The organism is Clostridium sp. KLE 1755 (assembly GCF_000466465.2).
Taxonomy (GTDB): Bacteria; Bacillota; Clostridia; order Lachnospirales; family Lachnospiraceae; genus Eisenbergiella; species Eisenbergiella porci.
Genome location: NZ_KE992657.1, coordinates 61,049 through 75,404, shown reverse-complemented (window position 1 = coordinate 75,404; position 14,356 = coordinate 61,049). Strand labels below are relative to the sequence as shown.

Genomic DNA, 14,356 nt, shown 5'->3' with positions numbered 1-14,356 from the left:
GTTGCTCTGTGGAAATAAATAAGCTACAATTACGTTAATGAGACGGTTATTTAGGAAAGGAGGCAGCTTCATGGGAGGGAAAATTCAGGATATATCGACAATGCAGGATGTTCTTCATGAATCTATGACGGGTTTATGGATAATAGAAATAGAGGAAGGTTGTAATTCCCGGATGTTTGCGGATGAGACGATGCTGGATCTTCTCGGCCTTACAGAAGAGGCCTCGCCAGAGGAATGCTATGAACACTGGTACCGGAATATCGATAAGGAATATTATCCGGTGGTAAATTCCTGTGTGGATAATATGATAAGGCAAGGCAGGGCTGAGGTGCAGTATCCATGGCAGCATCCGGTGTTTGGCAGGATTTATATCCGTTGCGGCGGTGTGGCAGAGCGTATCAGTGAGAAGGTATTAAGACTCAGAGGGTATCACCAAAATGTGACAGACACTATAGTTATGCGGCGGGAAAAAGAAAAACTGGAGGAACTTAATGAAGAAATAGTAGGTTCTCTTCATAATCTTTTTTTTGCAGTGTATCGGATTGATATGGAGAGTAATTCTGTACGTGCCATTCGGGTTCCGGAGGACGTGGAGGAAATATCGGAGGAGGAATTTTCTTACGATTTGTTCTGGGATGATTTTGCAAGGAAGACCTTGCATCCCAGTTGGTATGAGGATATGAAACGGGAACTTTCCCTGCAGCATTTCCGTGAGCTTATTGTTGAGGGGTATGACAGATATACAATTGAGGGCTACAGGAAGATAAACGGAGAGTATCATTACATATCCTGCAATGTTTACTTTGGGGGAAAGAAGAACTGGGCGATTCTTGCGCTCCAGGATACACACGAGCAGAAAAAGAGAGAAGAGGAAAGCCGGAGTGCGCTTAAGGAGGCATATGAGCTGGCGCAGAACGCCAATAAGGCTAAAAGTGATTTCCTTTCAAAAATGTCCCATGATATCAGGACTCCGCTGAATGCTGTCATCGGTATGACGGAGCTGGCCAGACTGCATATGGATGATAAGGAAAGACTGCTGTATGATCTGGAACAAATCGGAGTATCCAGCCAACTGCTGCTGAGCCTGGTAAATGAAGTGCTGGATATGAGCAAAATTGAAAGCGGTAAGTTTGAACTTAATAATAGTGATTTTAATCTTCATGAGCTTCTGGAAGAAGTAATTTGCCTGATGAGGACTCAGGCAGAGGAGAAAAAACAGATATTCCATGTGTCCATGGATGAATTGAAGCATGAGCGTGTAATTGGCGATCGTGCCAGATTAAGTCAGATTTTTTTGAATATTATGAGCAATGCATGCAAGTATACTCCGGAAGGAGGAGAGATATTCATTTCAGTTTCTGAGCTTTCCTCCGGAAACAGCAGGCTGGGACGTTACCGTTTTGTTTTCAGAGATACCGGGATTGGAATGAGCGAGGAATATCTGCAGCATATTTTTGAACCCTTCAGCAGAGCTAACGACTCCCGGATCAGCAAAATCAGCGGTACCGGACTTGGGATGGGAATTACCAAGAACCTGGTTCAGATGATGGGAGGGGAAATCCGGGTAGAAAGCAGAATTGGGGAGGGCAGCTGTTTTACGGTAATATTGGAATTAAGGCTGCAGGAAGAAAAGGCGGAAGAAGTACCTGAACTTAGAATTCAGGATGTGGACTGCAGGGGCATACATATTCTGCTGGCAGAGGATAATGAGCTAAACAGAGAAATAGCGGCAAGTCTGCTGGAGGTAACCGGGGCCTGCGTGGAAACTGCTGAAAATGGAAAAGAAGCGCTGGAAATGTTCCGGGCCTCTCAGCCGGGGTATTATCAGATTATTTTTATGGATATCCAGATGCCGGTAATGAACGGCTATGAAGCTGTAGAGGCAATCCGCAGACTGGAACGCGCGGATGCCTCGGAGGTTGTCATTGTTGCAATGACGGCAAATGCATTTGCAGAAGATGTGATAAAGTCTCTGCAGGCCGGGATGAACGAGCATCTGGCAAAGCCGATTCAGCCGGGGCGTATGGCTGAGGTGCTGGCAAAGAGGGTGCTTCATAAAATGTAGTATTCTTCATTAGGGTGAATTGAATTAGGTGTGAATTGAATTAAGTGTGAATTGAATTAAGTATGAATTGAATTAGATGTGAATTGAGTTGGTGTGAATTGGACTGGATGTGTATCGGTTTGGAAGTATGCCAGCTTTTGGGTATAAAGGACTGCAAATCATAGGATCGTGTTATTTTGGAATAGTATTAAGCTAGATTTACCGGAGGGCTCCGGATATAATGAAGAAAAAAGTATTTTTATCCTGATTTATTAATGAGTAAGCGGAGGGCTGCAACATGAAAGAACTGTATAAGCTGCCGGCAAGACCGGAAGCAAACCGACAGAATATCCTGCAGGGGGATAAATACCGGATTACTATGCTGACTGAGGGGCTGGTACGTCTGGAATACAGCGAGGACGGAATTTTCGAGGACAGGGCGACACAGACTGTTATCAACCGAGATTTCCCGCCTGTGGAGTTTCAGGTGAAGGAGACGGAGGATGAGCTGGAAATTCTGACCTGGAGATTTCGCCTGAATTACAATAAAAAAGAATTTAATCCCAGAGGACTCAAGGCTCAGGTGCTTGGAAATACAGGTTTCTGGAATAATGTATGGCATTATGGAGACGAGCTTCGGGATCTGAAGGGAACGGCAAGGACACTGGATACGGTGGACGGCGCCTGTGAACTGGGGCATGGTCTTGTCTCTACGGAAGGTTTTTCCGTATTGGATGATTCTGCTTCACTTATTCTTACCGAGGAAGGATGGGTTGCACCCCGCAAAAAAGGAATTCAGGATATTTATTTCTGGGGTTACGGGTTGGACTATCTGGAATGTCTGAAGGATTTTTATTATCTTTGCGGTAAAACCCCCATGCTGCCCAGGTTCGCATTGGGGAACTGGTGGAGCCGTTACTATGAATATACCGAAGCGAGTTATCTGGAGTTGATGAACCGTTTCGATGAAGAGGGAATCCCTTTTACAGTTGCAGTCATTGATATGGACTGGCATCTGGTAAATATTGATCCCAAATATGGAACCGGCTGGACAGGCTATACATGGAACAGGGAGTTTTTCCCGGATCCGAAGCGATTCATGGACAGCCTGCATGAGCGTGGTATGAGAATTACATTGAATGTGCATCCGGCAGACGGAATCCGCCCGCATGAGGAAATGTATGAGGCTATGGCAAAGGAACTGGGAAAGGATATATCCAGGGAAGAGCCTGTGGCCTTTGAAATTACGGATCCGGCATTCCTTTCCGCCTATTTTAAATATGCGCACCATCCCAATGAAGAAAAAGGGGTGGATTTCTGGTGGCTTGACTGGCAGCAGGGCGGTATTACGAAGATGGAAGGCCTGGATCCGCTGTGGATGCTCAACCACTTCCATTTCCTGGACAGCGCAAGAAATGGAAAGCGTCCCATGACTTTTTCAAGATATGCAGGTCCCGGTTCCCATAGATATCCGGTGGGATTTTCAGGTGATACGGTAGTTACGTGGGAATCTCTGAAATTCCAGCCTTATTTTACCAGTACGGCATCCAATATCGGTTATGGCTGGTGGAGCCATGATATTGGCGGTCATATGAATGGATATAAGGATGATGAGCTGGAAGGGCGCTGGTACCAGCTGGGTGTATTCTCCCCTGTTAACCGGCTTCACAGCACTAAAAACGAATTTAATGGAAAGGAGCCCTGGCGTTTTAATCCGGAAATTCACAGTATGATGAATGAATTTCTGCAGCTGCGCCATAAAATGGTTCCGTACCTGTATACCATGAATTACAGAGCATATGCGCAGGATACACCGCTGGTGCTGCCGATGTATTATTATAATCCCAGATGCCTTGAGTCCTACCGGGTACCAAATGAGTATTATTTTGGAACCGGGCTGATTGTTGCCCCGATTACTTCCCCTCGTCTGTCAGGATTGAACCGCGCAAAGGAAAGAGTATGGCTTCCGGAAGGAACCTTCATTGATTTCTTCAGCGGTACCATTTATGAAGGCGGCCGTATGATGGATATGTACAGGGATATCAATACCATGCCTGTTTTTGCGAAAGCAGGAGCTGTTATTCCCATGACAGAAGAAATCGATGCGGTGAGTACCTGCGGAAATCCTTCTTCTCTGACGCTTAAGGTTTATGCCGGAGCTGACGGCAGCTTTTCGCTGTATGAGGATGATAATGAAACCTGTGATTATGAAAAGGGCATCTGTGCGATTACGGAATTTGAATGGAAGTGGGATGGCGAGCAGCGTTTTGTAGTTCATCCGGTGCAGGGCGAGCTTTCTCTGGTACCTGAAAAGAGGGATTATACAATAGAGATTTGGGGATGTACGGAAAGCGAAGTGTTATGTACCTCCAATGGAAAAACGGCAGAGGCGGAAGCCTCCTATGATGCGGATAAGAACTGCCTGAAAATTACAGTAAGCCAGGCTGATGCGTGTGCTGAGACAGTGATTACCTTTGTAAGGAAGCTGGTTCTGGCTGAGAATCCTGTGAAGAAGACAGTTTATGCTTTCCTGGATCAGGCGGAAATGGAATTTGATATTAAGACCCGGATTTATCAGCTGGTATGCAGCGGAAAATCACCGCTTGTTATTATTGGAGAGCTGCAGGCCATGGATTTATCGGAAGATCTGGTGAAGTGTATTTCTGAAATGCTGACTGCGCAGGGTAGTCTGGCATAACGTCTAACAAGTTCTGTTCCAGGCTCCCCGGGGAGCCTGGATTCGTTTTTTAAGGGATAAGAAGAAGGAACCGGGACGGGTTGATAATAGCGGATAAATGGGAGGAACAGTTGTGGAGCGGGCTTTGCATATCGTGGTATTGGACAGAAGCAGCGTGGGAGAGGATGTGTCGGTGGAGCCTCTGAAAAAGTACGGAGAGGTTACCTTCCACATGACAACGAAGGATGAGGAAGCAGCTGAACGGGTTAAGGATGCAGATATTATTATTGTGAATAAAACGCCTATGAATGCTGATACCCTGGATGGCGCGAGCCATCTGAAGCTTATCTGTGAGTTTGCAACCGGCTTTGATAATGTGGATTTGGATTACTGCAGAAAAAGGGGAATCCCGGTAGTTAATGTGGTCAATTATTCCACGGCTGCTGTGGCACAGCATACAATAGCCTGTGTTCTCTATATTCTGGAAAAGCTTCGTTATTACGATGATTATGTAAAGTCCGGGGCTTATGGGTCACAGCCGAGATTTTCCCATTTCGGTCTGCCTTACTCAGAGCTTGATGGTAAGACCTGGGGAATCGTGGGCATGGGAAATATCGGACGGAAAGTAGCCGCTATTGCAGAGGCTTTCGGCTGCCGTGTTATCTGCTTTTCAGCATCCGGCCGAGGAGGCTGTACGGATTATGAGCAGGTGGATTTTGAAACCTTACTGCGGGAATCTGATGTGCTCACACTGCATTGTCCTCTGAGTGACAGAACGAGAAACCTGATTGATCTGGAAGCGTTAAAAAAGATGAAAAAAACGGCGATTCTGGTAAACGTGGCAAGAGGCGCCGTAGTGAATGAAGCTGATCTTTGTACTGCACTGCAGGAAAATTGGATTATGGGGGCAGGAATTGATGTATTAAGCAGGGAGCCGATTGAGCCGGGGAATCCGCTTTTGCAGATTCAGGACAGTAGCAGACTCCTGATTACGCCGCATATGGCCTGGGCAAGCGTGGAAGCGCGTACCCGGGTGGTTACGGAAACCTGCAGGAATATTGAGGCTTTTTTACGGGGAGAAGCCAGGAATGTGGTTAATCCGTAAGAAGGATTGGCAGTGAAAAGGATGGGCACTCAGAGGGTGGAATTGAAAGGGATAGGGATAAAAAGGAAGCTTTCAGGAAGGCAGGAAAATAGAAACTGCAGATAATAAAGGAATACCGGAGCGGCAGGCCAGATGTTTCTAACAGATATCTGAAAACGGCTGGTATCAGCTGCGTGCATTGTGACCGTATGCCGCCGGGGATTCCTTTTATTTATTTTTATACGGACTATATATTGTTTTTTGGAATAGGATTTACAGAAATTAAAAAGTCAGTATCATCGTGCGGGCAGCAGTCAATGCGGCCTGTCAGCTACCTCTTTTTATTCCCTTTTTTTCTTGAGGCCCAGCTTTTATGAAGCTGCTGCCGTTCACGCAGGTAGTTGTTTTTGTTTTCTGTATATTTTGCCTCGTTTTTTAATTTAAGATAGCTGTTCCAGCGTTCGCGGGAAAGTTCGCCGTTCTCAATGGCGGTATTTACAGCACAGCCGGGTTCGCTTTTATGCTGGCAGTCTGAGAAACGGCAAAGAGGAAAATACTGTTCAATATCGGAAAAAGCCTCGCCAAGCCCTGAGGAGACATCCCACATACCCAGCTCACGCATGCCGGGAGTATCAATTATCATGGCTCCGCAGGAAAGGCGGATAAGCTGCCGGTGTGTAGTGGTATGGCGTCCGCGGGAATCATCCTCCCGGATGGCGCCTGTGTCCATCATTTCCTGTCCGGCCAGAGCGTTGAGCAGGCTGGATTTTCCGACCCCGGAGGATCCTAGAAAGACAATAGTTTTGCCCGGAAGCAGATATTGTTTTACGCTGTCGAGGCCAAGTCCGGTTTTAGAGCTGACGGCATAGACGTCTACGCCAAGCGCTGCCGCGCGGACTCTATCGGCCTCTGCCTCCCAGTTTTCATTTAAATCTGCTTTGGTAAGAAGTACTACAGGCTGTGCCCCGCTTTGCCAGGCCAGCGTCAGATAACGATCCAGCCGCCGCAGGTTCAAATCATGATTCAGTGACTGCATGATAAATACATAGTCAAAGTTAGCAGCGACTGCCTGTTCCGCGTGACCTGCAGAAGATGGATCCAGGCGGGAAAAAAAGGTGCGGCGGTGAAGCGTTTTATAAATAATGCTGTCGCTATCGTTCTGCCAGGAAAGAAGGACAAAATCCCCTGTAGTGGGAAAAGGTTCATCTCCGGCATAATAGGATCCTTTTTTTAATCTGGCATAGCCATTGCCATGGGCGCTGACAATCTCAAACCTGTCTTTATACACAGCGGTAATTCTTGCGACAGTTCCATCAGTTCCCTCAGGCAGAAGGTCGCGGGTAAATCCATAGGTCTCTATATTTATATCTGTATTCATGCATTATTCCTCCGAAAATTATATTTAAAGTTTTAAAATAAGTTTTGTCTGACTGTGTTAAGTTGTTTATTTTTTCTCTCATAATAGAATCATCTCCTTTTCTTTTTGACGGCGGCAACCCTGAAAAAGGGCGCAAAAATCCCGCAGAAACAAGCCTTGGCTGCGGTTTCTGCGGGACATAATTAACCATATGCAATGGAATTACATACAAACAGGATGCATGAAAGGATTGTCGCTTTGTTTACATGTTCAATTAGCGGAAGGACACCTCATTCTTTGTTGTCATTATTCATATCTCCTTTCATTTTTTCTTTGAAAAGCTAAAATACATATTCAGTATAAAGTATGATAAGGAAATATGCAACCGGAATTTTGATAAAGTTTTGGCGGAGGAATTTTTATTATTTCATAAATGAGTTTTATATGGATGAAGTGATGGAGCCAGATTTTATACGGGATTGGTAAAAATGCTTTTCAGAAGAGTATTTATGACCGACAGCTTGTTTTCATAGTTTTTCGGCGGTATAATATCCAGAAATGTATGGCCAGTAATTATTATTTTGGAGGATACAGTGAGTCAGAAGCATGGAGTGAGAGAGAAATATAATACGGCGTGTTGGGCGGCGGTTATTATAGGGCTGTTACTGACCGGTTGCATTGTGTGTGCAGCGGCGTTATGGAGCGCCGGAAATAAGAAGGAGGATGCACTGAGACTGGCAGAGGGATATGCAGTTAGAACGGAAGCGCTTCTGGACAGCCTGTTTCATAAGACGGATGTGCTGGAATCTATTGTGATTACGGGCAGGGGAGAGATTTCGGAGGAGGCGTTCCGGGATTTGGCCAAATCTCTGGCAGATGGAGAGGGAATCCGGGCCATTCAGTATCTGCCGGGAGGTGCGGTTTTATATTGCTATCCGTTAGAGGGAAATGAGGCAGTTATTGGTAATAATGTTTTTGATAATCCACGTCGTCGGGATGATGCTTTGCTGGCTGTGGACACACGGGAAATTGCGCTGTCCGGCCCGTACAGTCTGACACAGGGCGGATTGGGGCTTATAGCACGGAATCCTATTTTTCTGACCGATGAAAATGGGAAAGAGAGTTTCTGGGGATTTTCCGTAATTATCCTGGATTTGCCGGAGGCTTTGAATCCGTTGATGCTGGAGGAACTGGAAACCGAGGGTTATGATTACCGGCTTCATGTTATTACGGAGACCGGAGAGGATATGACGATTGCCGGAGCAGAGCAGATTGATGAGAAAAGAAGTCTGAGTTATGAGGTAAGTGTACCCAATCATACATGGGTGCTGAGTATGGCGCCGAAAAATGGATGGGTAAATCCGTTGGTGTTGGTGTATCTGCTGCTGGCTGGGTGGATTATTACAGCGTTGAGCGCACTGCTTGTATACCAGCAGCAAAGGCGAGTGTCCGAGCTTCAGAGATTTGCATCCATAGATGAACTGACAGGACTTTATAACAGGAGGTATCTTGGAGAGCTTCTGGATAAATTGTGTAAAGGTGAAAATGCATTTGCTGTTTTTTATATGGATTTAAATCACTTTAAAGCGGTAAATGACGAATTGGGCCATGCGGCAGGGGATGCAATCTTAAAGGAAGCTTCGGAGCGGATGCGCAGCTGCGCAGGCGGAGACAATCCAACAGCACGGATCGGCGGGGATGAATTCGTAGTGGTATGTCCCGGAAGCAGATTGGCGGAAATTAAAAATATGGAGTCCCGGCTGCGGGAGGTAATAGAGAAGCCTTTTTATGTGGATGGAGAATGCCGGCAGTTGTCATTAAGTATCGGTATTGCTGTATTTCCAGAGGATGGAAATACTTATGACAGCCTGATGCAGAAGGCAGATCACAGGATGTACCAGGAAAAGAAAAAGGAAAATCAGAAAAAGGAAAGTCAGAAAAAATAGAAATCAGAATAAAAATGTAAAATTAAGAGGTAAAATGCCGGGCGCTGAATAACAGGCTCGGCATTTTTCGATATTTTACAAACTGGGGGCTTAATGTTTTCCGATTAAATGTATTTGGGGCTGGGCTGATATTATCGGGTATATTAAAAAAACAGTCAGGATTCAATCAGAAAAGCATCCAGCATCTCCAATATACGTTCCTCGTTTCCGGAAGGAAACGCTGTGGGCAGCTTTTCCTTCTGTTCGGACAGGAAGGACAGGGAGACAGGAAGGTATTCTTCCAGTTTTTTCAGATATGCTTCATTGAACCATGAACCGCTGCCTGCAGCAGAGGTGAGTATGAGTTCATGGCAGTTTTGCATGAGAAAATCACGAAAGGCAGGATTTCTGCAGGGGCAGAGGTCAAAAAGGCCGGCGGTGTAGGAAAAGAGTCGGTTGACTCTGGCAGCTGTTTCTTCCGGGGTGCGGCAGGAGGAAAGCAGCGTCCGGCTTCCGTTTCCCTTATCTTCGCCGATATCCTGCAGATCATCACAGAGCTGAAGAAGAAAGCCAAAACCGAAATAAAATAAAATTTCCTCTTCCGTCATTTTGAGATTGATAAAAAACCGGTCTATGAGGACGGACAGGCCGCCTTTATATATGGAAATATCCATAATATTCCGTTCGGTAAGAAACAGGGATGCATCGGCCTGTTTTTGACTGATTTCCTGCGCCTCCAGCATGAGAAGAAGGCCCTGGCGGATATCTTTTCCCGAGGCTTCACCATAAGAGGCGACCGACTCCGGACTGGGGTAGACGGCGAAAATATCTGCCAGAAGCTGAGCGGTTTTTTCTTCATGGAGGGACAGCGGGGTGATGGGAAGGCCGCTTATTTTATGATGTATGAGGAGATTAAAATGCTTTTTCTCCTCGGAAGTATGTTTGGGATCATCAAGAAAGTTATCGGTAAAGGGATAGAGCATGCTATAGCCAAAGATGGAAGAGGGACAGTCCTGAGGCAGCCCGTTCTGCTCCCTGAAAATGGAATAGACCATGAAATTGCGCAGGGCCTGACCCATATCCTCCGGCTTCATTTCAGGTGCAAAGCTGCGGACCTGCCGGAGAAAGTCCTTCATGGAAGCCTGAAAGGCGGTCAGGCTGTCCTCAGACATGGCTTTGCAAATACCCAGGATCGGTTCGTCAAACAGGAGCCCGTGAAACAGCGATTCCATTTCCTGTGTCCATTTCTGCAGCTGGGGAGCAGGGGACTGGGAACAGGCGGCCTGTTCTGGCTGCTTCCTGGAGAAGGGCAGCCTGACCGCAATTCTGCTTCGGGATGGGAAGGTCTTCATATGCTGCTGAAGCCGTTCCATAGCAGCAGTTACCCAGGCCTCGTTGTTTCTTTTTTCCTCCAGGGATACAGGGGAGAGAAAATCGGGAAAGGTGTCCTGGGAAGAGAGCCATAGTTCGCGGATGCGGGGAAGAAGGGCAGAGGTTATATAATTTTTATCAAATATCATGGGGATTCTCCTGTCTGTCCGACGTGCTTGAAAAAACGTTGTGTTGTTAATTTTTGGTACTGTTATCATTATGCAGGGAATGAAGGGGAATTACAAGCAAATTGTGGTTGCAGGGTGATGCATTCTGAAAACATTCCGAACTCTTTCCCTTTATACAATACAATGATAGAATAAGGCAATAGGTAAGGGCAGGGAAGAAGATAAAAAGGATTGAGGGGGAGTATATGAACTGGAGAAAGAGTATTCTGGTGAGAGTAGCGGTGCTGTTTGTTCTTCTGGGAAGCGTTACCGCAGTTTCAATGGGAATTATAGCTTATTCTTTTGCAAAGCATGCCATAGCGAAAAATATGTACAACGCACATAAGGACGTTGTTTGGCAACTCAGCAAAAGTATTGATTTTGAAGTACAGAAGAATCTGGCTATCATTACTTCTCTGTACTACGATGAAAATCTCAAAAAAATTTTTATGGAAAACAATGCGTCGGAGTATGAGATGATTCAAATGGAAGCTCGTGCCGTAGACATTGTCAGACAGACTAAAAATACACAGCCTTTGAATAACTGCAATATTATTTTATTTGATGCTTCAGGCGGTGTTTACGGAATGGTTACGGAGGGAACAGATTTTACCTGGCTGGAAGGAAAGCCTTATTTTTCCAAGTTGGCTTCGAGCCGCAGTATTATATGGGAGGGAGGAAGTACCGGAATTGGTAAAAACAATGAGGGACGGTTTATTATCAGTGCTATTAAGGCAGTTAAAGACAAGCATGGCAGGGTTTTGTATTACATAGTTGCCGAAACGGACGAAAAGGTTTTTTTTGATCTATATAAAGGCACTTTGAATTTAAATAATACCATATGTATTGTAGATGAGTATGGGACAATTGCTTCCAGTAGCAGCCGGGAACAGAATGGAGAAAGCTTTTCGGAACAGTATGGAGTGACTGCAGAACAGCTGGATAGCGGCCTTGACAGAAAAGTTCGTCTTAATTCCAGGGATTATATGGTGTTAAAGAAGCAAATTTCCGGAACTAATTGGTGGATTGTGGATATGGTGCCATTTAAGCAGATGTCAGAGGAGGTTTTCTGGCTTCGCATGGTACTGGGAATTTTCATGCTGGTTATGATTGTGTTTACAGTAGTTCTGACTTTGATATTGATGTTATATTTTGGAAGGCCGATAAACCAGCTAAAGCATTGTATGATGCAGGTTACAAAGGGAAAATTTTCAGAGCATATGGATTATCAGAGGGACGATGAGATTAAGGTGCTGGCCGAAGGGTTCAATATGATGGTAGAGGATCTGAAGATATATATGAAGGATCTGGTCTATCAGCAGCAGCTTTTGCGAAACGCTGAATTAAAGGCAATGCAGGCTCAGATCAGGCCTCATTTTCTATACAATACTCTGGAATCAATTTCTTATCTTGCACAAATGGGGGAAAATTCAAAAATTAAAGTATTGGCTCAATCGCTTATCGGGCTGCTGCGTATGACTATTGGGGATATCAGGAGTACCATAACCCTGGAGGAGGAGCTGGAAGGGGTAAGACAGTATATAAATATTCAGAATATCCGTTACGGTAATACTCTGAGAGAAAGCATCTATGCGGAACCGGAAATCATGGAGTGTAAAATACTTAAGCTATTGCTTCAACCGATAGTGGAGAACGCTATTATACATGGTATTGCACCTCTTTCGGCATCGGGAATAGTAATGATATATGGAAAGCGGGATGAGGACGGAATCTGTATAGAAATCAGTGATAATGGAGTAGGCATGGAAGCCGGAGAGGTAGAAAGACTTTTGAGTGACAGAAAGAGAGAGGGGAATTTTTCAGAGATAGGTATTGCTAATGTGCAGGATCGGATTCAGACACTGTATGGGAAAAAATATGGGTTGGCAATATTCAGCCAGCCGGGTTGCGGGACTACGGTAGAAGTCCATTTGCCCTATATATTGAGTGAGGGAGATGAAATTAAAAATGAGGGAAAAGAGACAGAAGATACTGATTGTTGAGGATGAACCGATACTTCGACAGGGACTTGAGGTTCTGGGAGACTGGGGCAAAAACGGGCTGATACTTATTGGCAGCGTACAAAACGGCAGAGAAGCGCTGGAACTGATGGCGACGGAACTGCCTGACATAATTATTACGGATATCATGATGCCTGTTATGGATGGAATTGAACTGATAAAAAGGGTGAAGATTCATTATCCGGAGGTGGAAATTATTGTTTTGAGCAATTACAGTGATTTCCAGTATGTGAGGCAGGCTATGAAAGCGGGGGCTGCCGATTACCTGTTAAAAGTGCAGATTGACTTTGACAGCCTTCTTGATGTTGTAAATAAGGTTGGCGAGGATATTTTACATAGAAAGAGAATACAAGAGTTTAGAATTCCTGATGAATTGGAGATCGAAAGGAGCGCTTTTTTAAAGCGGTTGTTGTTCTGTACAGAAGTTGAAGATAAAGATGCGGAAAAGAGTGCAGAGAGTCTGGGGTTAATATGGAACAGCAGACGCCTGGCCGTATATACTGTGGAATTTTTTAAGGATAAACAGGAATTGAGAGGGGAAGAAAAAGCAGAACTTTTAAACAGGATACGTGAATGTCTGACGGAGCTTGAGGAAGGTATGGTCCGGATGCAGGAGAATATGGGACGTATATATTTCATTGCGGTATGGAATAAAGATACCTCGAAAATATTGTGTGAATTTCTGAAAAAAAGGATTGTTCCGGACAACGGAATTTCATTCCGTATGGCAGCAGGTATTATGGTTAACAGCTTTTCACAAATTCCGAGGTCAAGAACCAGTTCGGAGAGAGGCCTATCCTATTGCTTTTATTTAGGGGAAAACACCTGCTTTGACTGCAGCCAGCGGCATATGGACAAAATAATATGGTCACTTGATGGTGAAAAACTGAGATACGCCTGTATTGTAAAAGATGTAAATGTAATTATGGAAATCGCAGATGACCTGTTGAAAACGGCTGTAAGTGATGATTTTATGGACCCTTACGATTTATTGAAGTCCGCAGAGGGAATACTGCATATCCTTATGGTGAATGTGCGGAAAAATAAAGACAATAGCAGTGAAAGAATGAAGCAGATGCAGTATTTCAGGCAGCTGGAGGAGTGCAGTTATTATGACAGCTTCTATAAGGTGTTCAGGCAGTTGCTGATAGAACTGACGAGTGCCGGGGAACAGGATTTGATAAAAAGCAGAAATCCTCTTTTTTTAGATATTTTCGAGTATGTGAACTCGCATATCGAGGAGGATATGACTTTAAAAAGTCTGTCGGAGGAATTTCATGTAAATTACAGTTATCTGTCACAAATGTTTAAGAACTATACGGGCACGAATTTCAGCAGCTATCTGAATCAGCAGAGAATACAAAGGGCGGTGGAGCTGTTGAAGGAAGGCAGATATTCGGTGGCAGATGTCGGGGATATGGTCGGGTATCATGAAGTAAGCTATTTCTGTAAGGTATTTCGTAAATATACGGGAAAGACACCTTCTGACATTCAAAAAATATAAAAAAAGTATTATTTTTTCCAAATATTTTTATATTCGGCTGTAATTATTTTTTTGAAACTATAATCTGTATTAAAAATGGAAGATTTTTTACTAATGATTATCTGTACGCTTTGTTATGATAGGTGTACAGATAATTTTTTAGATGCAGGGTAGCAAAGTAAAGCATCTGAAAAGGGAAGGCCGGCCTTTACAAATCTGTATCTATA

At 44.7% G+C, this 14,356-nt stretch carries 8 protein-coding genes; 6 read left to right on the top strand and 2 right to left on the bottom strand.

Going from position 1 to position 14,356, the window contains the following annotated elements; all coding sequences use genetic code 11:
- Positions 1-70: 70 nt before the first annotated feature.
- From HMPREF1548_RS03100 to HMPREF1548_RS03090, 3 genes are all read left to right on the top strand, one after another.
- Positions 71-2,065, top strand: coding sequence for an ATP-binding protein (locus HMPREF1548_RS03100; RefSeq protein ID WP_051358300.1), 1,995 nt, complete (start codon positions 71-73; stop codon positions 2,063-2,065).
- A gap of 277 nt (positions 2,066-2,342) precedes the next feature.
- Positions 2,343-4,742 (top strand): glycoside hydrolase family 31 protein, encoded by a 2,400-nt coding sequence (locus HMPREF1548_RS03095; RefSeq protein ID WP_021634270.1) that lies wholly within the window; start codon positions 2,343-2,345, stop codon positions 4,740-4,742.
- Between the two features lie 112 nt (positions 4,743-4,854).
- Entirely contained in the window at positions 4,855-5,826 is a 972-nt protein-coding gene (locus tag HMPREF1548_RS03090; RefSeq protein WP_242991278.1) for a D-2-hydroxyacid dehydrogenase, read from the top strand.
- Between the two features lie 310 nt (positions 5,827-6,136).
- Here the strand turns inward: HMPREF1548_RS03090 and rsgA are convergent, their stop codons facing one another.
- The gene (gene rsgA, locus HMPREF1548_RS03085; RefSeq protein WP_021634267.1) at positions 6,137-7,183 is read right to left on the bottom strand and encodes a ribosome small subunit-dependent GTPase A; all 1,047 of its coding nucleotides are present in this window, start codon (positions 7,181-7,183) and stop codon (positions 6,137-6,139) included.
- Positions 7,184-7,755: 572 nt separating this feature from the next.
- On the opposite strand from rsgA, the gene HMPREF1548_RS03080 reads away from it, so the two are divergent.
- Positions 7,756-9,108, top strand: a complete 1,353-nt coding sequence (locus HMPREF1548_RS03080) for a sensor domain-containing diguanylate cyclase (RefSeq protein WP_198168607.1) — start codon at positions 7,756-7,758, stop codon at positions 9,106-9,108.
- A gap of 155 nt (positions 9,109-9,263) precedes the next feature.
- On the opposite strand, the gene HMPREF1548_RS03075 is transcribed toward HMPREF1548_RS03080, so the two are convergent.
- Entirely contained in the window at positions 9,264-10,607 is a 1,344-nt protein-coding gene (locus tag HMPREF1548_RS03075) for a hypothetical protein (RefSeq protein ID WP_035320812.1), read from the bottom strand.
- Positions 10,608-10,831: 224 nt separating this feature from the next.
- On the opposite strand from HMPREF1548_RS03075, the gene HMPREF1548_RS03070 reads away from it, so the two are divergent.
- Positions 10,832-12,628 (top strand): cache domain-containing sensor histidine kinase, encoded by a 1,797-nt coding sequence (locus tag HMPREF1548_RS03070; RefSeq protein ID WP_021634262.1) that lies wholly within the window; start codon positions 10,832-10,834, stop codon positions 12,626-12,628.
- Complete coding sequence (locus HMPREF1548_RS03065; protein ID WP_035320811.1) at positions 12,594-14,150, top strand: response regulator; 1,557 nt, start codon at positions 12,594-12,596, stop codon at positions 14,148-14,150. Before HMPREF1548_RS03070 ends, HMPREF1548_RS03065 begins: the two co-directional genes overlap by 35 nt.
- Positions 14,151-14,356: the final 206 nt, after the last annotated feature.